Annotated in this window: 22 protein-coding genes; 12 read left to right on the forward strand and 10 right to left on the reverse strand. The window is 47.1% G+C overall.

Annotation, left to right across the window (positions count from 1 at the left end):
• Positions 1-67 precede the first annotated feature (67 nt).
• Positions 68-1,090 (forward strand): LLM class flavin-dependent oxidoreductase, encoded by a 1,023-nt coding sequence (locus ACKRAT_RS04325; protein WP_411843871.1) that lies wholly within the window; start codon positions 68-70, stop codon positions 1,088-1,090.
• Between the two features lie 96 nt (positions 1,091-1,186).
• Positions 1,187-1,525 (forward strand): antibiotic biosynthesis monooxygenase, encoded by a 339-nt coding sequence (locus ACKRAT_RS04330; protein ID WP_411843872.1) that lies wholly within the window; start codon positions 1,187-1,189, stop codon positions 1,523-1,525.
• A 77-nt stretch (positions 1,526-1,602) separates the two neighbouring features.
• On the opposite strand, the gene ACKRAT_RS04335 is transcribed toward ACKRAT_RS04330, so the two are convergent.
• The gene (locus tag ACKRAT_RS04335) at positions 1,603-3,090 is read right to left on the reverse strand and encodes an aldehyde dehydrogenase family protein (RefSeq protein WP_411843873.1); all 1,488 of its coding nucleotides are present in this window, start codon (positions 3,088-3,090) and stop codon (positions 1,603-1,605) included.
• Between the two features lie 155 nt (positions 3,091-3,245).
• Here ACKRAT_RS04335 and ACKRAT_RS04340 point away from each other — a divergent pair, with 155 nt between their 5' ends.
• The 4 genes from ACKRAT_RS04340 (at position 3,246) to ACKRAT_RS04355 (ending at position 6,041) form a co-directional block, all read left to right on the forward strand.
• The gene (locus ACKRAT_RS04340) at positions 3,246-3,968 is read left to right on the forward strand and encodes a hypothetical protein (protein WP_411843874.1); all 723 of its coding nucleotides are present in this window, start codon (positions 3,246-3,248) and stop codon (positions 3,966-3,968) included.
• Positions 3,969-4,131: 163 nt separating this feature from the next.
• A complete protein-coding gene (locus tag ACKRAT_RS04345) occupies positions 4,132-4,392 on the forward strand; it encodes a DUF2188 domain-containing protein (protein WP_411843875.1) in 261 nt (86 codons plus the stop codon).
• A gap of 73 nt (positions 4,393-4,465) precedes the next feature.
• Positions 4,466-5,185 (forward strand): DUF998 domain-containing protein, encoded by a 720-nt coding sequence (locus tag ACKRAT_RS04350; RefSeq protein WP_411843876.1) that lies wholly within the window; start codon positions 4,466-4,468, stop codon positions 5,183-5,185.
• A gap of 76 nt (positions 5,186-5,261) precedes the next feature.
• Positions 5,262-6,041 carry an alpha/beta fold hydrolase gene (locus ACKRAT_RS04355; RefSeq protein WP_411843877.1) on the forward strand — a complete coding sequence of 260 codons (780 nt, stop codon included), beginning with the start codon at positions 5,262-5,264 and terminating at the stop codon, positions 6,039-6,041.
• Between the two features lie 183 nt (positions 6,042-6,224).
• Here ACKRAT_RS04355 and ACKRAT_RS04360 read toward each other — a convergent pair whose 3' ends face one another.
• Positions 6,225-6,920, reverse strand: a complete 696-nt coding sequence (locus ACKRAT_RS04360) for a copper homeostasis protein CutC (RefSeq protein ID WP_411843878.1) — start codon at positions 6,918-6,920, stop codon at positions 6,225-6,227.
• Positions 6,921-7,014: 94 nt separating this feature from the next.
• On the opposite strand from ACKRAT_RS04360, the gene ACKRAT_RS04365 reads away from it, so the two are divergent.
• The 4 genes from ACKRAT_RS04365 (at position 7,015) to ACKRAT_RS04380 (ending at position 10,119) form a co-directional block, all read left to right on the forward strand.
• Positions 7,015-7,932, forward strand: a complete 918-nt coding sequence (locus ACKRAT_RS04365) for a haloacid dehalogenase-like hydrolase (protein WP_411843879.1) — start codon at positions 7,015-7,017, stop codon at positions 7,930-7,932.
• Between the two features lie 132 nt (positions 7,933-8,064).
• Positions 8,065-8,988, forward strand: a complete 924-nt coding sequence (locus tag ACKRAT_RS04370; protein WP_411843880.1) for an AEC family transporter — start codon at positions 8,065-8,067, stop codon at positions 8,986-8,988.
• 113 nt (positions 8,989-9,101) lie between these two features.
• Positions 9,102-9,521, forward strand: a complete 420-nt coding sequence (locus tag ACKRAT_RS04375; RefSeq protein ID WP_411843881.1) for an RDD family protein — start codon at positions 9,102-9,104, stop codon at positions 9,519-9,521.
• 163 nt (positions 9,522-9,684) lie between these two features.
• Positions 9,685-10,119, forward strand: a complete 435-nt coding sequence (locus tag ACKRAT_RS04380; protein ID WP_411843882.1) for a RidA family protein — start codon at positions 9,685-9,687, stop codon at positions 10,117-10,119.
• Between the two features lie 106 nt (positions 10,120-10,225).
• Here the strand turns inward: ACKRAT_RS04380 and ACKRAT_RS04385 are convergent, their stop codons facing one another.
• The 4 genes from ACKRAT_RS04385 to ACKRAT_RS04400 form a co-directional block, all read right to left on the reverse strand.
• A complete protein-coding gene (locus tag ACKRAT_RS04385; RefSeq protein ID WP_411843883.1) occupies positions 10,226-10,546 on the reverse strand; it encodes a cupin domain-containing protein in 321 nt (106 codons plus the stop codon).
• Between the two features lie 35 nt (positions 10,547-10,581).
• Positions 10,582-11,463, reverse strand: coding sequence for a prenyltransferase (locus tag ACKRAT_RS04390; protein ID WP_411843884.1), 882 nt, complete (start codon positions 11,461-11,463; stop codon positions 10,582-10,584).
• 15 nt (positions 11,464-11,478) lie between these two features.
• Positions 11,479-11,979, reverse strand: a complete 501-nt coding sequence (locus tag ACKRAT_RS04395) for a hypothetical protein (RefSeq protein WP_411843885.1) — start codon at positions 11,977-11,979, stop codon at positions 11,479-11,481.
• 159 nt (positions 11,980-12,138) lie between these two features.
• Complete coding sequence (locus tag ACKRAT_RS04400; RefSeq protein ID WP_411843886.1) at positions 12,139-13,062, reverse strand: DMT family transporter; 924 nt, start codon at positions 13,060-13,062, stop codon at positions 12,139-12,141.
• 263 nt (positions 13,063-13,325) lie between these two features.
• On the opposite strand from ACKRAT_RS04400, the gene ACKRAT_RS04405 reads away from it, so the two are divergent.
• A complete protein-coding gene (locus ACKRAT_RS04405) occupies positions 13,326-14,390 on the forward strand; it encodes a S8 family peptidase (protein ID WP_411843887.1) in 1,065 nt (354 codons plus the stop codon).
• A gap of 177 nt (positions 14,391-14,567) precedes the next feature.
• Here ACKRAT_RS04405 and ACKRAT_RS04410 read toward each other — a convergent pair whose 3' ends face one another.
• From ACKRAT_RS04410 to ACKRAT_RS04425, 4 genes are read right to left on the reverse strand one after another with little or no spacing between them, the layout of a single operon-like run.
• On the reverse strand, positions 14,568-15,809 hold the full coding sequence (locus ACKRAT_RS04410) for a M20 family metallo-hydrolase (protein WP_411843888.1): 1,242 nt from the start codon (positions 15,807-15,809) through the stop codon (positions 14,568-14,570).
• Between the two features lies 1 nt (position 15,810).
• Entirely contained in the window at positions 15,811-16,521 is a 711-nt protein-coding gene (locus tag ACKRAT_RS04415; protein ID WP_411843889.1) for a small-conductance mechanosensitive channel, read from the reverse strand.
• A gap of 26 nt (positions 16,522-16,547) precedes the next feature.
• Positions 16,548-17,258 carry a DUF5058 family protein gene (locus ACKRAT_RS04420; protein WP_411843890.1) on the reverse strand — a complete coding sequence of 237 codons (711 nt, stop codon included), beginning with the start codon at positions 17,256-17,258 and terminating at the stop codon, positions 16,548-16,550.
• Between the two features lie 28 nt (positions 17,259-17,286).
• Positions 17,287-18,477, reverse strand: coding sequence for a M20 metallopeptidase family protein (locus ACKRAT_RS04425; RefSeq protein WP_411843891.1), 1,191 nt, complete (start codon positions 18,475-18,477; stop codon positions 17,287-17,289).
• A 168-nt stretch (positions 18,478-18,645) separates the two neighbouring features.
• Here ACKRAT_RS04425 and ACKRAT_RS04430 point away from each other — a divergent pair, with 168 nt between their 5' ends.
• On the forward strand, positions 18,646-19,290 hold the full coding sequence (locus ACKRAT_RS04430; RefSeq protein ID WP_411843892.1) for an HAD family hydrolase: 645 nt from the start codon (positions 18,646-18,648) through the stop codon (positions 19,288-19,290).
• Positions 19,291-19,315 lie beyond the last annotated feature (25 nt).

The following is a 19,315-nucleotide window of genomic DNA, read 5'->3' on the forward strand; positions in this document are numbered from 1 at the left end:
TCAATCTTTTGTATCTGTGCTGACCGGTTGTTACTATTAGACTACATACGATTAAAGGGCGGATAAAATGACGAATGATGGATTGAAATTATCTATATTGGATCTGGCGACGATGTTCAATGATGAGTCTCCACAGGAAACTCTGCAGAATTCTACGGCACTCGTGCAGCTGGCGGATAGACTGGGGTATACGAGATATTGGTTTGCTGAACATCATAATACGAAATTCCAGATGAGCACGTCCCCGGATCTGCTCAGTGCCCATGCAGCGGCAATCACTGAAAATATCCGTGTGGGTTCCGGGGGTATCATGCTTCCGAACCACAGCCCGCTTAAAGTGGCGGAAAACTTTTCACTGCTTGAAGGCCTGCATCCCGGGCGGATTGATCTCGGAATCGGCCGGGCACCCGGTACGGACGGGCTGACTGCTCTGGCACTAAGGCGGTCGAGGGAAGCTGTAACGGGTAATGATTTCCCTGAACAATTGGATGAGCTGTTATCTTATTTCGCGCGTGATTTTTCCGATGAGCATCCATTCAGAAATATTACAGCATCTCCGGATAAAAGCCTGGTGCCCGAGATCTATATGCTCGGTTCAAGCAACGGCGGCATGCAGTTTGCGGCACATCACGGCCTCGGATTTGTATTCGCCGCACATATCGCGCCGCATCTTGCGGTTCCGATGCTGAGAGCATACCGGGAAAATTTCATCCCTTCCAAGTTCAGGAAAGAACCGGACAGTACGCTTGCGATAATCGTGATTGCAGCCGAAACCGATGAAGAAGCGGAATATCTCTCAGGTCCTGCACAGCTGCAGTGGGTGAGGTGGAATACGGGACAGTTCCGGGATCCGACTCCGACACTGGAAGAAGCGGCGGATTACGAATATACAGCACAGGAAAAAGGGGTTTTACAGGAGAATAGAGGACGCTTTGTCATCGGCAGCGTTGAAAAAGTGAAAAAACAGCTTGAAACGCTGGCCGAAGATGCACAGGTGGATGAAATCATGATTTTGAATATGCTGACGGAAAAAGAATCAAGACACCGCTCTTACGAACTGTTGGCGGATGCATTCAAATTAAAAGGTTAAGCATTTGAAAACTTTGTGACGATATTCACCTGAAAGTCTATGTATATATTTTTAGTGCTATGATGATGATATACAAAAAAAGAAGGAGCGGATTACATGACAATGATAAAAGCAGTCAACGTGCTGAAAATCGAAAAAGGAAAAGTGGATGAAGTGATTGAGAAATTCCAGGAACCTAAAGCGGTTCATACATTTGATGGTTTCGTCCTCATGGAAGTATTGAGAACAGAAAATACGGAAGAGTATGATGAACTTCAAATCTGTACGACGTGGGAAGAGCGCGCCAATTTTGAAGCCTGGAGAGAAAGCAGAGCGACTAAGAAGGCACATGCCGCTGAAAAGGGAGGCGACAACAAGAAACCGGAAAACAGTCCGATTCTTGGTGCCGAGCTTCAGACGTATGAAGTGGTTATCCAGCATCACCCTGCAAAATAGAAATCAACGATTAAAATCCATCCAGACATGGAAACACCCCGGCACATCAGATGTGCCGGGGTGTTTCACTTTAAAATTTACTGCGGGATATGCGGGAGGTCTTTTGTTTTCGGTATATTGATGGCATGGGAGTCCACATATTCCAGCATGCCTTCTTCACCATATTCGCGTCCGATGCCGGATTGTTTGACACCGCCGAATGGATAGCGGATATCGAGTCCCTGGATGGCCGCTGTATTGACCATCGTAACACCCGCTTCAATGTGTCTGGAAACTTCGATGGCATGCTCTTCCTCACCCCAGACCGAACTTGTCAGACCGAGTTCACTGTCATTCGCAAGCTCGATGGCATGCGCGTCGTCTTTGAATTTAAGGATTGGCACCGTCGGGCCGAACTGTTCTTCGGCAACAACGCGGGAATCATAGTCGGCACCAAGCACAATGGTAGGATACATGAAGTAGCCTTTTTCAAAGAATTCTTCGTCATCCACTTTACCGAGCTGCTTGACTTCATACCCCTGTTTCTCGGAGTCATCAAGCAGATCCTGGACGAATTCAAGCTGGTTTTTATTATTCACCGGGCCGACGGTCGTTTCTTCTTTCGTCGGATCTCCGATTCTCAGCCATTTATTCGCCGCTTCGATATATTTCTCAACGAACTGATCATAGATGGATTCGTGGACATACATGCGTTTGGCAATCATGCAGATCTGTCCGCCGGTCAGGAAGTTGGAGATGACGACACGGCGCATCGCCGCTTCATCGTTGACATCGAAGTCATCGAGGAAAATGGCCGGATCGTTGCCGCCGAGTTCGAGTGTAACGTTCTTGATGGTCTCTGCAGCGGCTTTCATGATGTGCTTCCCTGTATTCGTACCGCCGGTAAAGGCGATTTTGCGCACTTTATCGTTGGATGTCAGTTCAATGCCGACATCTGCATCCCCATGGACGATATTCAGGACACCTGCCGGGAATTCCTCGGCAATCAAGTGTGTCACTTCAGTCACCGTCAGCGGCGCCATCGGACTCGGCTTCAGCACCATCGTATTGCCGGCAAGCAGGGCCGGTGCGATTTTTTCAGTGGAGAGCGCGAGCGGATAGTTCCATGGGCTGATTGCGGATACCACACCGATCGGTTCGTGGCGCAGCACGTTTTTACCGCGTTCATCCTCATTGATTTCCTCTTTGTATACCCGTTCGGCATTGTCGGCCGCATATTCCATGAACATGATGGAAACGGTCAATTCACCTTCCGCATCATAGAGTGGCTTGCCGTGCTCGCGGGAGAGAAGGGCCGCGAGATCATGCTGGTTATCCTTGATCTTCTGTATCCCTTTCTTCATCCGTTCCACACGGTCTTTCATTTCCGTTTTCCTCCAGGAGTCGAATGCCGCATCTGCTGCATCAATCGCACGTTTGGCATCCTCCACTGAGTTAAGCGGCCAGTAACCCGCCGTTTCATCCGTTTTCGCCGGGTTCATACGGGGCTCGTGTTCCTCGGATTTATATACTTCACCATTAATATATGCTTCTACTGTATGCGGTTCATTGTTTGTTGCACCCATAATTTCAAATGCCTCCTCGTTAATTAATATTCTAATAAATGCATTCCCTTTGCCTACATGAATAAACATAGTCAGGCATTTGGCCGCCGGGTTGTTTGAAGTGAAGGGATAAGGGAACGGGCAGAATGAATATGATTTGAAGGGAGTCTTTACAGATGACTGAAAATAAACCGAAAACAGCAGCCAACCAGGCACCGGGTGAAGCCCGGCTGAAACTTGCCGCAGCCGCAATGGCAGCGAACCGGAAACTGCATATGACCAAAGACGGCGGAGACAAAGGGTCGACCGGTACGGAAGACGAGCGGAAAGTCGAAGCGATCATCAAAGAGTGGGCGAAGACATCCAAAATGTCGGCAGAAACGATCATCGGGTTCTACGGACCGCCGAATGAAGCGACGCCGAGCCGTCTGCTCTGGTTCTATAACGGACAGTGGAAACGCACCGTTGTCTACCGGGACCAGGTACCGCATGATTTCCCGGAACCGCATGTGGATATGCTGGAGCAGATCATCGACTACCAGGTGCCCGAAGAAAAGATGGGTGACCTTGCCCAAATCGAAGGCAGTCTCATCATCGACCGCACGAAAGGCGAAGTCGGTGTACATTGTGATAATGAAGGGGCGAACATCCTCTCCATCAATATGATGCACGAAGTCGTTGAAGGCAAAAGAACACCTCAGGAAGCCAGAGAATTTATCAGTAAGGAGCTCGTTGAATATCTCATGGGCAGACCGGCGCCCTACGCAGAAAACTTCCAGTTCGAGCTGCCGGAAGGCGAGCAGTGGTTTACAGATGAAACGACTGTGGATGACCAGGCGATGAAAGAAGCGGTCGGAAAGGCGAAAGAGAAGCTCGGTCTGGACAAAGAGGAAAAGTAGAAACGTAAATCTCGATTTCCGCACGGGCTTCATGGGCCGGACGCACATATGCTGCGGCTCATAAATATTACGGGAGGACACGCAATGGCGCTTACGTTTAATCTGACACTTCTTGAGGTAAACTATCAACATATAGAAAAAATTTAAAACAGGAGGGGTAGAAATGGCAGATGAAAACACGGATGGACGCGGGAATTATTTTGAGGACAGAGAAGGCACAGGAGATGCCCGTTTTCATGTCGTCCCGGGCGATCAGGAAAAATGGGCAGTGAAAGAAGAAGGCAAAGATGAACCGGTCTTCACGTCAGATGACAAAAATGAAGCTGTGGACGAAGCCAAAAAACAGGCGGAGGAAGCAAAAACCAAAGCCATCATTCATGATGATGACGGGAAAATCGAAGACCAGATCGAATACGATGTATAAATAGTTGCTGATAGTATCGGTGATTCCCTTTGGGTATAATAAACCTGAAGGGAATCTTTTATGGAGGAATCGAATGATTCAATACTATATAATAACTGTAATTATGCTTGGAATCATGCTTTACTTCACAGCGTATCGCAACAGGGAGCGTTCAAAAAAATTCGGATTTTTGAGCTGGATTCTGCTCATTCTGTATTTTCCAATCGAAGCACTTGTGACTTCCAGGACGACATCTACATACAGTTCTATCAATCAGGCGATGAGCGATCTTGGAGTCACAGAATGCATGGCGCATGCATACGCCCTGGCACCGTATCACATCTGCTCACCGCTCAGCGGGCTGATGAATGTCACATTTATCATTACCGGTATATTGATTGCTTCCGGAGCCATTTTACTGCACCGTTTTTGGCGTGATGGTCAGAAGACGGGAACCGCGACGGCGATGTGGGTGATTTATGGATTGGGATACAGCGTTTCAGGCATTTACCCTGCAGATATCAACTTCTGGGTCCATACGATCTTTTCACTGCCGAGCATGTTTCTGCACATACCGGCAATGATTATTATTGCAAGAGCCATCAAGCCGGAAATGCCCGGTTTGGCGAAGTTCACATACATCTGCATGGGCCTGTCGGCATTCAGTCTGCTTGTATTATTCGTCGGATTCGCTCCGGGATTGATGCAGCGGCTGTTGTATGGATTCGTCTGGATCTGGATGAGTGTTACGGCAATCATTTTGTGGAAGAGGGAAAATGAAGGGCAGAATCAAAGAAACACAGCCGGAGATTGATTTTTTTTGGAATGGTTTTAGGTAAAAGGGAAGTTAAATTAGCAATGCAGTAAGGAATTAAGGGGATGGGAATCACATGGAATTATATTATGAGGAAACAGGAACGCAGGAGGCGCCGGTCATCGTGTTTATCCATGGTATCGGCGCAAGCAGCTGGATGTGGTGGAATCAGATCGAAGCGTTTGAAGACTATCGGTGTATCAATGTCGATCTGCCGGGGCATGGGAACAGTGTGGATGTACCATGGATATCTTTGGACGATACCGCAAGGAAAATCGTCCAGTTGATTGAAGAAAACTTTCCGGGGGAGAAAGTGCATGTCGTCGGGCTGTCACTCGGCGGCCATGTCGCAATGGAACTGATACTTAAATACTCAAGTTTGTTTGAAAGTGCATTTATAAGCGGTATTACGACACGTCCGGCAATCAATTGGCTGACTGGCAAAGTCCAGGCTTTTATGTTCAAAAGGATGAAAAACGATCCAAAATCGGTCGATAAGATGGCGATCGAATATTATGGATTGAGGGAAGGGAAACGGCTGGAATTTAAAGAGAATCTGGATAAAATGTCGATGGAGACGTATAAGACAATCATTGATGAGGTTTTAAGATTTAAATTGAACGGCAGCTATAGGACGATGGAAGTTCCTGTGATGATCACTGCAGGCGGGAATGAGTCTGAGAATATCAAGGAATCGGTAGAAGCGATTCCGGAAGTGATGCCAAATGCAGAAGGGAAAATCATTCCCGGTGGCGGGCATGCCTGGAATATAGGGCAGCCGGAAAAATTCAATGAAGAGTGCAGACGCTGGTTTGAAAAACATTCAGCAGATGAAAAAAGAGACATTGTGCAGTGAGCACAATGTCTTTTTGGATGTTGGGGGAATTAATGTATATATCGATTGAGCGAGGTGCATGTTAAAGAAGTAGTGTACTTCCCGAATGAAATGAAGCGGAGATTGGGTGATAATGGTCATTCAAAGTTGGCTTCGATGTCTTTTGAAAGTCTAACGGACATCCAAAAGTATTTTCGATGTCTGTCAGGACTCATTCTTTCCGATTGCCCGTCTCAGCTGATCAATTTTATCTTCAGAAATCCTGCTGTTAAATGTTCCGTCTTTTCTCACACCGGTTCCAAGATGGATGGCATGGGGACCTGCAGTTCCGGAAACTTTATTAGCATTTTCTAGGTTGATGCCGCCCCCCGGCATCACGGTCAGATTTAATTCGTTACCCAAACGTACCAGTATCCTCAACTGTCCGATGTTATCGGCACTTGAACCGGGACCGCCCGATGTTAGAACAGTCCTAACCTGCGGATACCGGCCCAATGTCTTTAGAGCATCGGCCTGATCTGCAATTTCATCGAATGCTTTATGAAATGTGATTTCCAAATCCCCGGCTGACTCAATCAGCCTTTCCAGAGCAACAGTATCCACCACATTGTCCTTAGTGATCGCACCAATGACGATGCCGTTGGCACCAGTATTCTTCACATATTCAATATCTTCGGTCATCTGATTGATCTCATCGATTGTATAAGTGAATGAATCATCATGCGGGCGGATCATGACATTGACTGGGATTTCAGATTCTTGTAAGGCACACCTGATCAGATTCCTGTCAGGAGTCAGCCCGTCCTGATCCATTTCCCCGCACAATTCAATACGGTCAATTTCCATCCGGTTTATATCAATAACGTCTTCCATATTTGCGGCAATGATTTCCAAAAGCATTATTACACCTCTTGTTCTATAATGGGGATATTCAATACAATTATAACGGAGTCCCGGTTATAAAAGAAATCTACACACTAAAAGGAGAATCTATATGAAACGATTACTTGATTGTACTGCATCGGATTTCAGGAATATGAATGGACAGGAACTAAAGCAATCGATCAGAGCGAGTGAAGGGCGAGTGATGCTGTCTGAAAATATGGCGGCCGTGCCGCCGCTTTACCCGAACGTAACAAATTCAGAGCTTGCGGCTTCATTCGGAGCGGATCTATTATTGCTCAATATCTTCGATGTATTCAGTCCGGCAATAAAGGGCGTGGGAACGGAAGACAGTAAACGGGTTGTCGAAAAGATCAAGCGTCTCACAGGCCGCCCGGTGGGCGTTAATCTCGAGCCGGTGGATCTGAATGCAGACAACTTGGAGACACTCGATGTATTGGAAACTGGAAGAAGAGCGACAGAAAGCTCACTGAAAGAAGCGAGAGCTCTCGGTTTTGATTTCATCTGTCTGACAGGAAACCCGAAAACAGGGGTGACGAATTCGGAAATACTGGGAGCGATAAAAAAGGCGCGCGAAGTTTTTGGTGAGGAGGGCCTGATCATCGCAGGCAAGATGCACGGGGCAGGGGTCACGAATGAAACCGGCGGAAACATCATTACAGAGAATGATTTATCGAACTTTATAGAAGCGGGTGCGGATGTCATCCTTATGCCGGCTCCCGGTACAGTGCCCGGCATCACTTTGAAAAAAACGGAAAAGTTCGTGCAGTTTGTCCACTCCAAAGGAGCGCTGGTAATGCTCACGATCGGTACGAGCCAGGAAGGGGCGGATGAAGCCACCATCAGACAGATTGCGCTTAACAGTAAGATGGCAGGTGCAGACATCCACCATATCGGAGATGCAGGGTTTTACGGCATCGCTGTGCCGGAAAACATCTTTGCATATTCCATCGCAATCAGAGGCAGAAGACATACGTTCAGCCGCATGGCACTGTCGATCAACAGGTAATTTTATTTCGTCTTCTCTATAATCATTTACCATAAGTTTTTTGAAACTCGATAATGAGCGGTGTAGTTTTTCTTATCAACATCACTTGTTATAATAAGGTTAACTTATGATATAGGAAAGAGATGAAGTGAGTTGAGTTATATCACTCTCGTATTTATAGACGTTATTGTGCCGATTTTAATCCTGTTAGGCGTGGGGGCCCTGCTTCAGAAGAAATTTCAGTTCAGGCTGAGACCCATCGCAAACCTGGTAACATATTGTTTTATGCCTGCAGCAGTATTTCTGAATATATATAACGCTGAAATTAATTTGTCACTGCTCGCACAGCTTGTTGTGTATCTTATGTTATTTATCACTATTTTAATCATCATAGGAAATGTGCTCGCAAGATTATTGAATTTGGAAAATGGGGAGGAAACTGCATTAAAGAACAGCATTTCTCTGATGAATGCCGGCAACTACGGTCTGCCGGTAGCCCAGCTGGTCTTTAGTACGAATCCGCTCGGTGTTTCCGTGCAGATCATCGTATTGGTCGTGCAAAATCTGCTGACTTACACTTACGGGTTATACAACCTGATTTCCACTTCCAAATCCTTTGTAGACCTGCTGAGAGATCTGCTGAAACTTCCGATCATTTACGCACTGATTTTTGCGGCATTGCTTAAAATATTCGGATTGCCGGTTCCATCAGTGCTCCTTGTTCCGATAGAACAGCTTGCAGGCGGGTTCGCTGCCCTCGCTCTGATCCTTCTCGGTATGCAGCTGGAAAGCATCCAGATCAGAACTTTCCATAAGGTAATTGGTTGGGCATTGCTCGGCAGGTTGATTCTGGGCCCGGCAGTGGCCCTCGGCATCATTTATATGCTCGGAATGGACGGCGTCATTGCACAGTCACTGTTTATCGCAAGTGCATTCCCGACTTCAAGGAATACCTCAACACTTGCACTGGAATATGATGTGGAGCCGGAACTCCATGCCCAGACGGTTCTCTATTCAACGCTGCTGAGCAGCATTACAGTGACATTCGTCATTTACCTCTCCATGCAGTTGTTTTAAAGTTAATTCTGTATAATATAAATATGGCAGTCCTGAATTGGCTTATGAATTTTGCCGGGGGGAATGTCCATAGGAATGAAAATTGATGCAGAGCTGGAGGAGAGTGACTGACGATGCAGAAATTGGCCGGATTTTGGGTCAGACTCGCTGCAAGAATCATAGATTATTTATTGGTAGTTGGTGTGGTTTACGCCATACTCTCACTATTTCGCTTGGATACACAAAGTTCCGCAGTACAGGCAAGTGAACTTATCACAATGATTATATACTATGTAGCCGTACCGGTGCTGTGGTTTGGATATACAATGGGCAAGCGTCTGTTTGGTATCCGTATTATCAGGGATGATGGCGAAAAATTGAATTTTAAAGACATGTTTATCCGTGAATTCTTCGCCGCACTCATATACGGCGCTTCTTTAGGACTCGTAGCAATCATTTCGAGCTTCATGGTGATAATGCGTAAAGATAAGAAAGCGATTCATGATATCATTGTGAAAACTTCAGTGACGTATGGTAAACCTGAGGACGAATGATGATCAGCCACCTCAATTGCGAGGTGGCTTTTATTTTTCTCAAATTTTACATATTTATGATTGCTAAACGGTAATCAGCTGGAGTAATATGAACCTAAGTTATTGAATGAACTGATTCAGAACGATAAAACAACCGATTATACAGACGGGGAGGTATCCGAAAATGACAGATATCATAAAATATCAGCCATCACCCAAAGGACAATATACACTCGCATCACGTTTTGAAAATATCATCCACACAGCGGGGATGACGCCTACAGTGGATGGCGTACTGATAAAAAGAGGAAAACTGATGGCAAGCCATTCAGAAGCTACTTATAGACAGATTGTCCAGCAGGCAACGTGCAATGCTTTGACAGTTGCAGAAAGTGAACTGCAGCCGGATGAAGAGATTTCACAGGTGATCAACATGACGGTCTATATCAATGCCGAAGAAAGACTCAGCAGCCATGCAAGAATCGCTGATTTCGCCTCCGCTTATTTGTTGGAGGAACTGGGTGAAAGAGGGATTGGAAGCAGAACAACGGTCGGTGTGAGTTCACTGCCCGGGGATGCTCCCGTTGAAGTGCAGCTGGTTGTTGGCGTTGGAAAATGAAAATATCTGAAACAGGCTGATAATATTATACTGTGATTTAAATTGAGGAAGGCTGCCCGTATTGGTTGGAAACCGTATGGGCAGCCTTTTATTTATTGTGGACATCCTATTGATGAATTCTACTCATTGTTACATAAATGGAGGCGCGGTCTTCGCTGTCATTCACAAAACTTATTTTCTCTTCCGGTCCAATATGGATGACGTCATCTTCCGTCACCCCGATGGCCGCCCCGTCAATTATGAATCTCCCGCTTCCTTTGATGACATGCAGATATAATTCACGGCCCGGATGATTGTGTTCCGGCATCTGCTGGCCGGGCAGGAAATTAATAACGAACAGTGTGCTGTTCTCTTCCTCGAATACATTTATCTTTGAAAAGCTTTCTTCATTGAATTCCTGTGCGGCTGTAATGGTTTTCTTCTCCATACTCCTCATCTCCTTTGATTGCGGCTGCATTACCGCTATAACATGATAGCCAAAATGATAACCAGGCTGTGTACAGCGTGGTGCAGGGCGGCAAGCCCCATGTGGTTTTGTCCATCCGGCTGGTAAAACCGGCGGATGAGTGCGATGGCAACAGGCAGTGACAACAGGACCCATACTGACGCATAGACCAGGAGACTGCCGATGTAAGTCAAAATCAAAATGGCGGCAAGCAGGTATATGGCCTTTTCCCTCCCGATCCTTATGGCAACCGTCCGGCGGGTACTGCTGTCTTTTTCAATATCGCGGATATTGTTGGTCAGCACCATGGTGGCCATCAGCAATGAGAACGGAACCGGGAACATCAGTATTCCCCATCCGGCCGGCGCGCCCTGGACGAGCATCGCAATGATGAGCGGCAGGGGGCCGAGGCATACAGCGGCTGCGACTTCCCCAAGACCCAGGCTTGATAGCGAGCGCTGTCCTGCGGAGTAGCAATAGCCCAGCACAAGTCCGGTGACCCCGAGCGGAATAATCCAGAAACTGCTCTCTGCAGCCAGCCACAGCGTTAAAATAGAAACAACACTCACAAGCACGATCGAGACGTAGGGCACCTGCCTGTATTGCGGCGTCAGGAAAGGGGCAGATAGACTTTTATCATGCCATTTCCCTTCTTCCTGACCTTTCATGAAATCGAAATAATCGTTCAGCATGTTCACTGCTGCCTGTATCAGTACACTGGTTACAAGAAGGACGACGAAACGGAGCAGACTGAATTCCACAATCTGTGACGCCAAAAGTGTTCCGGCGGTTACCGGCATGATGGAAGCGGTCAGAGTGACCGGCCGGGTGATGCGGATCCAGTTCGAATGGTACTGATAGTCCGAAGTCATATTCCTGTATCCCAATAGTTGAGCCATAAAAACATCCCCTTTCTAAAGCATGATCATGAGTGTCAGCAGAACAACGAAGCCGAAGCCTTCCACACTTTCCACGAGAGCCAGAATAATCAGGGAACGGTTCAATGGTCCCCGGTTTCCTACTTCGGCAGCCTCCCATAGGGAATCTTCAGAGAGTACTCTCATGGCGTGGGGGTAGCCGATGAAAGTGCCCCACAGAAGTGTCAGGACACCGATGATGAGGGCGGCGAACCACAGGATGCCGTAAGTCGTCTGCCACACGGCATCAAAGCTCTTCACCGGTCCGAGCCATGTCCCGAGCAGCGTTCCAGTCAGAATGACGCCGGCACCGGCCGAAGTGAAAAGATAGTGGCTGTGACCCATGACAGCCCTGAGCATCCGCCGCATATCCCGCAGTGCGAGGAATCTGACGGCGGGGAAGACGCCCCAGCCGACGAAAAGCAGACCGCCCACCCAATTTATGGCGAGAAATATATGAATCCAAAGTACCGTCTGGTAAATTGTCCAATTCATCATTCTTCATCTCCTCTAGTCCAGTATGCGCCGCGTTTCTTTTGATTTCCTTGACCTGCATCAAGTTTTATTTACCAGAGCCGAATCAAATAAAAGTGGGACGAAGCGTCATATCGACTTTCATCCCACTTTTAATGAATTTCTTAATTGATAATGGCGCACTCATTCATAAATCTCCTTACTCTGTTTCTGTCTCTTCCTATATAATGACAGCGTCACACCGGCAATGATCAAAACGGCACCTGTAATCTCTGTAATCCGGATCGTGCTCCCGAGCACCAGTGCCGCACCAAGCATTGCCACAAACGGCTCCATATTCATCAGCAGAGAGGCATTGGCTGCACCGACTTTCGGCATTTCCCTGTTCCAGATCATGTTGCTGATTCCATGGACGATGATGCCGCTGATGATCAGCAGAAGCCACAGCGGCGCACCGGCTTCAGCCATCCGTCCGTAATCGGCTGCAGGGAGGAATGGAATCAGGAGAATCAAACCGAAAATATTGGTCAATAAAGTAATCTGTATGGCGTTGATATATTTCGACAGCCATTGTATGAGCACCATGAAGATGGCAAACGTCAGCATCGTCAGGATGATCACCGACTCCCCGATGCCGAAAAAGACCGCACTGCCGTCAAATGTACTTAAGACAACACCGGATAGGGCGAGTAGGGCACCCAGCCAGAACTTGACACCGCGGCGTTCACTGAAGACGAATAAAGTGAAAATTGCCGTCATGATCGGGGCCAAAGCCAGAATCAGTGCAGAAGTCACGGGGTTTGCAGTAACCAGTCCCAGGAAGAAAGTATACTGGTTCAAAGCTATACCGATGATTCCGGAAATTACTATCACACTCCAGACCTTGGGCGGTACCTTCGGCACCGTGAAATATCTGGATGCAAAGATCCAGAGGAACAGGTTGATCGCAATCAGACGGATGAGGGTAATGCTGTAGGGGTCAAAATGATCAACAAGTATTTTTCCGATGATGAAGTTGCTTCCCCAGATGATGACGCAGAGTAAAAGTATGGGGTAGGTCAGCAACACAGCTATGTTCGGAGGCAATTTAATATTAAGTCGATTCATATATTATTCCATCCCTCAATTTCAGTCTAATATATCTATGATAATGCTTTGGAAGGCGAAATACCAAAAGGATATCGCCGGGAAGTCATTTTAACAGCATATTTTTAATCACGATTTTTCTGTTTCTGTTCCAGCAGCTCGAGTTTTCCGTTCAAAATCAGCCGGAGTTTGTTATATAATGAAATTATCTGATATTTCTTTCTTTTATCTTTCAAAAGAAAGTTTATCACCGCATCATAATTCACTAAAGGGGAGATCAAGTTATGAGTGCACAGGAGAGAAAGGGCATTTACTTAGTAAAATTTGAACAGACTTCTGATTTTACAACATATTCATCGTTGGGGATTGCAGATGAAGAAGTGATACATGAATTTAATATAGCCCGCATGCTCGAATGCGAGTTTTCTGATGAGCAGATGGAAAATATAAAAAATAATGCCAATGTGACTTATGTAGAGCGGGATATTCCTGTACACGCATATGAGCAGAAAGTTCCGTATGGCATTTCCCAGATTCAGGCGCATCAAGTCCATGAGAAAGGGTATAAAGGCAGCGGAGTTAAACTGGGCATTCTTGATACAGGTATTGATGCGTCCCATGAAGACCTGAATGTTGCAGATGGGTTTTCTGTTTTTAAATCCGGTGAGGATGAAGATCCCTATCATGATGGGAGCGGGCACGGTACCCACGTTGCGGGCACTGCAGCGGCCCGGGATAATGATACAGGCGTTGTAGGTGTTGCGCCCGAGGCGGAACTTTATGCGGTAAAAGTGCTGGATAGCAACGGATCCGGTTCATCCGCAGGTGTTGTAAGGGGAATTGAATGGGCCATCCAGAATGAGATGAGTGTCATCAATATGTCCCTCGGCTCTTCGGAACCCTCCCGGGCAATCCGGGATGCCCTGGACGCAGCATATAATGAATACGATATTCTGGTCGTTGCCGCCGCCGGCAATGAAGGGAATGAGGACGGAACGGGTAATACAGTAGGCTATCCCGCGCAGCATGAATCGACGATCGCAGTTGCAGCAGTGGATCAGAATAACGAGAGAGCACCATTCTCTTCAACCGGTCCCGGAGTAGATATTACAGCACCCGGTGTATCAATCTTCTCGGCAACACCTGATAATAATTACGAGAACTTAAATGGTACTTCAATGGCATCTCCTCATGTTGCCGGTGCAGCGGCTGTGCTTAGAGCGGCATTGCCGGATGCTTCTGCTGCTGAAATAAGAGAACGGATGGTATCAACTGCCAAGAATATTGGCGATAACCGTGAATGGTATGGAAACGGATTGCTGCAGCTCAATGATGCATTGGGCCAGTAATTGAAATTAGAAGCCATTCTTTGTGCAATGGGTAATTTTATTCGGATTGTGCCCGCCAAAGTTAATAGCTTGCTATGTGGGAGGTACAGGCTTTTTAAAATATGTATAAACACAGTACAGGCATGGATATAAACGAAATCCCTTTTAGACTAAATATCTAAAAGGGATTTCTTTGATTTAGTTCTTCACTAGTCTCAGCATTGCCTTATAAAGCAGCTCTGTTCCTGCTGCAATGTCTTCATCTGTTGAATACTCTGCCGGGTTATGACTGATGCCGTCTTTACACCTGACGAATATCATCCCCATGTCACATGCGTCTGCCATATGGCTGGCATCGTGGAATGCACCGCTCATCAGAACAGGTGGCGCAAGATTGATGGATTCACTTTCTTCTGACATGATTGTCATGATTTCTCTGCTGCATTCTTTTGGCGAAGTGCCGCCATCGTCTGTTATTTTATAATCCAGTCCATGCTTTTCTGATATTTCTTTTACAGAGTCTCTTAATTTTCTTTCGTAATCATCCCGGCGTGCCTGGTCTGTGTCTCTGAGATCGATTGTAAATTCCACTTTTTCGGGAATGATTGAGCGTCCGTTCGGGAATACCTGCAGATTTCCAACTGTTCCGACGGACGGTGCATCCGAATCTGTTTTCACGATGCTGTTAAAAGAGGTGATGATTTCCGAAGCGCCGGCCAGTGCATCCCGCCTCATATTCATCGGTACGGTGCCTGCATGTCCGGCGAAACCGTCCAATATGACACTCAGCCATCTGGGTCCGGCGATGCCGCTGACGATGCCGATGGGCTGATCCTGCTCCTGCAATTTCGGTCCCTGCTCAATATGCATCTCCAGATAATAAGCAATGTTGTCCGGATTATATTCTGATTCATGGAATTTGTCCGGGTCTGCGCCGAATTCGATCAAAGCCTCTCTTCTTGTCACTCCATTTTCATCGGCCCTTTCGAGTTCACCCGGTTCCAGCTGTCCGAGTATGCCTCTGGAACCGAACAGTCCCACGCCGAAGCGGTGACCTTCTTCATCACAAAATGAAATGACTTCCACCGGTGACTCCGGTACAATATCGTTTTCGATCATCGTCTGAACGGCTTCAAGCCCGCCCAATACACCGATAGTGCCGTCGTATCTGCCCCCGTATGGCTGTGAATCGATATGGGAACCAAGCATGACTGCCGGAGCATCCGGATTTTTCCCTTCCAGCCGTCCGATCAGATTTCCGAAATGATCGAATCGTGTACTTAGGCCCGCTTCCTCCATCCATGTCCTTACTAACTCCATACCTTCCTTATATTCTTTCGATAAAGCCAATCTGCAGACACCCGTCTCGCCGATTTTTCCGATTTCTGCAAGCTCTGATAATCTTTTTGAAAGTCTTTCTGTGTTGATAGTGAAATCCATATTAGATATTTCCTTTCTTCTTTTCCATGAATAGTACTGCTGTGATTGTAAGTGCGACACAAAGTGCAATTTTTATCAGCGAAAAAACAGGGGAAAATAAAATGATCATCCCGATGATTAACGCAATGACACCGTATTGTGGCGTTTTGTAGGCGAATTGTCCAAGTACAGCCCCGAATATAGACGGAAGCACGAAGTTGAAAGCACCCTCTATATATGGAGGAATCAGCGCAATGAGGAATGTGCCGCCAATGACCATAATGACCAGAACGACGATATTGGTTAAGGATGCGACCGCAATTCCGAAGACACCGGCAATCTCCGCTTTTGTGGATCCCGGTTCAGCATCGACGGCCTTTTGGGCAGCCGATGAGCACGGTAGACACATATTCGCAATATTTCCCGTCAGGAATGCCAAATACGTACCGGCGACTCCGAGCGTCGGGTAGTAGGTAATCGGTTCGAGTACCCACATGATGCCGATGAATGAAGCGTATCCGACCAGTCCTGTGGCAATAACCCCCCAGCCCGGATGGGCATCAAGCACAAAAGACATATAGAGTGGCGGGGCGAAACACATGATGATCAGTACCAGAAGTGTTAATCTGCCCCAGAAGTGTGACCGTTTATAGAAAATATCGACTGTATTGTTTTCTGCCGCCTCAATTGGAGGTGTCGTCATTTCAACAGTGCTGTCAGTTGTATACCCCATCTAAAAACCCCTTTTTTAAAATTTCATTAAATGATGAACGTTGAAATATAACCGGTTGCCATACCGATGACGAGAGAAAATCCTAAAGCCCATTCCTTTAACCAGCCGAGATTTTTACGATCGGCAAAAATCATCATGGTTATCATGGAGACAAGTGCCAATACACCGGCAATCGTATGGTTGAGGCTTGTGACCATCTGTTCACTTGCCAAATATGCGAAGGCACCGAGCATCGCAGCCAGTGCCACACTTGCCATGATTTTAGGGTTCTTTTTCTGGATTTTTTCCTGGGCTTTCCCCATGGACTTTGTAAAGAGCATGACGACCAGCAGCCACCCCATGCCGCCGAGGAACATGACCCATACAATTGCGCTTAACGCCTCAAGCGGAAAGTCGGACGCTCCGAGTTCCATGCCAAAAGCCGATGCGCCGATCGCGGCGGCACTGGATTCAGTTGCAGCGGAACCAATGATTCCGACCCGCATCAAAGTAACCGGTGAACCGATTAATGCGATGAGGGAGACGAGTATGATAACGATACCGAATGACGGGCCGATTGAACTGATGAATCCGGCACGGATCGCTGTCGTCACTTCGTTATCCGACAGTCCGGCATCCGGCGCCGATTTTTTGGCGATCCATAAAAATATTAATGCCTGAAACACTACAATTCCAACAATGATTGAAGCGAACACCCAAAACGGTGCACTGTTTGCTACTTCCAATATATCTCCCATATGAATGTCTCCTTTGGTAGTGCGAATATTAATTTGAATGCATCGGGGTGTCCATGTAATCCAGTACAGTGGCAATGAACAGCCTGCCGATATAAAGCATCGATTCTTCATGGACGTCGAATTTTGGATGGTGGTGCGGATAGACATCCTTTTCATCCGGCATGGCACCGCCCACCCAGGCAAACGATCCCGGTGCTTCTTTCAGATAATAGGCGAAGTCCTCCATGCCCATCATGGGCGGTATCTCCTTCACATTTTCCTCACCGAATATTTCGGATGCAACCCGGGCATACCGCTTCGTCTCTTCAGGGTCATTTACGACTGCAGGATAGCCCCGTGTATACTTCACATCTGCTGTGGCACCGAGTGCCTCGCACGTCTTTTCGGCAATGGACTGGATCGAGTTTTCCACCGCATCCCTGACTTCCGGTTCGAATGTCCTGACTGTGCCCTTTAATTCAGCACTGTCCGGAATCACATTATAGCTGTTGCCGCCATTGAAAGACGCGACAGTAACGACGGCTGACTTCAATGGATCCGTCTGTCTGCTGACAATCTGCTGCAGTGAAGACATCACTTGCGCGCCGATTGTCAATGGATCGACTGCGAGATGCGGGTTTGCTGCATGGCCGCCTTTGCCTGAAATCGTAATTTCAAACGTATCCCCATTGGCCATCACGGGACCTTCTCTGTATCCTACCGTACCAAGCGGATCGACCGAACTGACATGAGCGCCGAAAACAGCATCCACTCCGTCCATACATCCGTCTTCTATCATGAATTTCGCTCCGCCGGGAATCACTTCTTCCGCAAACTGATGGATGAATATCACTGTGCCGGACAGTGCTTCTTTATTTTCGCTCAGCACTTTTGCGACATGGAGCAGTCCGGATGTATGAATATCATGCCCGCACGCATGCATTACGCCATCCACTTTTGATTTATACGGGACATCCTTTTCGTCCTGGATGGGCAGGGCATCGAAGTCCGCTCTCAATGCGATTGTCCTGCCCGGTTTTTTGCCCTTTAAAGTACCAACGACACCTCTGCCGCCGACCTTTGTTCTTACTTCCAATCCCAGACCCTTTAAAAAATCCGCAACTTTTCCCGGTGTTTCCACTTCGTGGTGGGAAAGTTCAGGATGTATATGTAAATCCCGTCTGAACTCAACCATTTCCGGGTATAAATCGTCCAACCGTTTAAACAGTGTTTCCTTCATTGAATGATCTCCTCCTTCGGGTAATTGTAATAGTAATATATTTCAGATTATTCTGTTTTTATGTTACAGTCAAGCTTTATATTATGAATATCGGAAATTGATTACTATATTCCTGTTTTCAGCTGTGATAATATGTGTGGATATAAAAGACCGTAAGGATGGATGCCCATGAATATCGGAGTCATTTTGGATTTTGACGGTACGATCATCGACAGTGAAACGAATCTATACAATGCGATTAATAAAAATCTTGCGGACCGGGGACACAAGCCGCTTGAGATTGAAGTTTATAAAGCCTCGATCGGTACGGAGTCTCCCGAGCTGGATGGCTACATACTGGAACGGATCGGCGAGGAAGGCGTCCGGGCGATTGCGGAAGAGCATCAGCGGACATGTCTGGAGCTCGAGTGCTACCCCCATATTTTAAAGCTGATCGATTACTGCAGGGAAAATAAAATCCCGATGGCGGTGGCGACAAGCAGCAGACGGGAAGTGATCACGCCAATGCTTGAAAACTTAGGCATCTGCGATGATTTCGTCAGTATCCGGGGCAGGGAGGATGTGGAATTTGTAAAGCCTGATCCTGCGTTGTACAGGCTGGCGGGTGCGGACCTCAATTTGGAGCCATCCCGCATTTTCGCAATCGAAGATACGGTAAATGGTTCGCTTGCTGCCGTGCGTGCAGGGATGAATGCGATTGTTCTGACGAATGACATGACCGGTGATATGGACTTCGGACATGTGGAGTATTATGCCAAAGACATCAGTTATGATGAAATCATTGAAATACTGGACGCAAAGAAACGCGGATAGGGCATGACGCCTGATCCGCGTTTTG

The sequence above is a fragment of the Salinicoccus sp. HZC-1 genome (assembly GCF_046736035.1).
Taxonomy (GTDB): domain Bacteria; phylum Bacillota; class Bacilli; order Staphylococcales; family Salinicoccaceae; genus Salinicoccus.

Bases quoted from the DNA above. Each gene is read 5' to 3' on its own strand.
- ACKRAT_RS04325 (WP_411843871.1), top strand. From the start codon at position 68: ATGACGAATGATGGATTGAAATTATCTATATTGGATCTGGCGACGATG.
- ACKRAT_RS04330 (WP_411843872.1), top strand. From the start codon at position 1,187: ATGACAATGATAAAAGCAGTCAACGTGCTGAAAATCGAAAAAGGAAAA.
- ACKRAT_RS04335 (WP_411843873.1), bottom strand. From the start codon at position 3,090: ATGGGTGCAACAAACAATGAACCGCATACAGTAGAAGCATATATTAAT.
- ACKRAT_RS04340 (WP_411843874.1), top strand. From the start codon at position 3,246: ATGACTGAAAATAAACCGAAAACAGCAGCCAACCAGGCACCGGGTGAA.
- ACKRAT_RS04345 (WP_411843875.1), top strand. From the start codon at position 4,132: ATGGCAGATGAAAACACGGATGGACGCGGGAATTATTTTGAGGACAGA.
- ACKRAT_RS04350 (WP_411843876.1), top strand. From the start codon at position 4,466: ATGATTCAATACTATATAATAACTGTAATTATGCTTGGAATCATGCTT.
- ACKRAT_RS04355 (WP_411843877.1), top strand. From the start codon at position 5,262: ATGGAATTATATTATGAGGAAACAGGAACGCAGGAGGCGCCGGTCATC.
- ACKRAT_RS04360 (WP_411843878.1), bottom strand. From the start codon at position 6,920: ATGCTTTTGGAAATCATTGCCGCAAATATGGAAGACGTTATTGATATA.
- ACKRAT_RS04365 (WP_411843879.1), top strand. From the start codon at position 7,015: ATGAAACGATTACTTGATTGTACTGCATCGGATTTCAGGAATATGAAT.
- ACKRAT_RS04375 (WP_411843881.1), top strand. From the start codon at position 9,102: ATGCAGAAATTGGCCGGATTTTGGGTCAGACTCGCTGCAAGAATCATA.
- ACKRAT_RS04380 (WP_411843882.1), top strand. From the start codon at position 9,685: ATGACAGATATCATAAAATATCAGCCATCACCCAAAGGACAATATACA.
- ACKRAT_RS04385 (WP_411843883.1), bottom strand. From the start codon at position 10,546: ATGGAGAAGAAAACCATTACAGCCGCACAGGAATTCAATGAAGAAAGC.
- ACKRAT_RS04390 (WP_411843884.1), bottom strand. From the start codon at position 11,463: ATGGCTCAACTATTGGGATACAGGAATATGACTTCGGACTATCAGTAC.
- ACKRAT_RS04395 (WP_411843885.1), bottom strand. From the start codon at position 11,979: ATGATGAATTGGACAATTTACCAGACGGTACTTTGGATTCATATATTT.
- ACKRAT_RS04400 (WP_411843886.1), bottom strand. From the start codon at position 13,062: ATGAATCGACTTAATATTAAATTGCCTCCGAACATAGCTGTGTTGCTG.
- ACKRAT_RS04405 (WP_411843887.1), top strand. From the start codon at position 13,326: ATGAGTGCACAGGAGAGAAAGGGCATTTACTTAGTAAAATTTGAACAG.
- ACKRAT_RS04410 (WP_411843888.1), bottom strand. From the start codon at position 15,809: ATGGATTTCACTATCAACACAGAAAGACTTTCAAAAAGATTATCAGAG.
- ACKRAT_RS04415 (WP_411843889.1), bottom strand. From the start codon at position 16,521: ATGGGGTATACAACTGACAGCACTGTTGAAATGACGACACCTCCAATT.
- ACKRAT_RS04420 (WP_411843890.1), bottom strand. From the start codon at position 17,258: ATGGGAGATATATTGGAAGTAGCAAACAGTGCACCGTTTTGGGTGTTC.
- ACKRAT_RS04425 (WP_411843891.1), bottom strand. From the start codon at position 18,477: ATGAAGGAAACACTGTTTAAACGGTTGGACGATTTATACCCGGAAATG.
- ACKRAT_RS04430 (WP_411843892.1), top strand. From the start codon at position 18,646: ATGAATATCGGAGTCATTTTGGATTTTGACGGTACGATCATCGACAGT.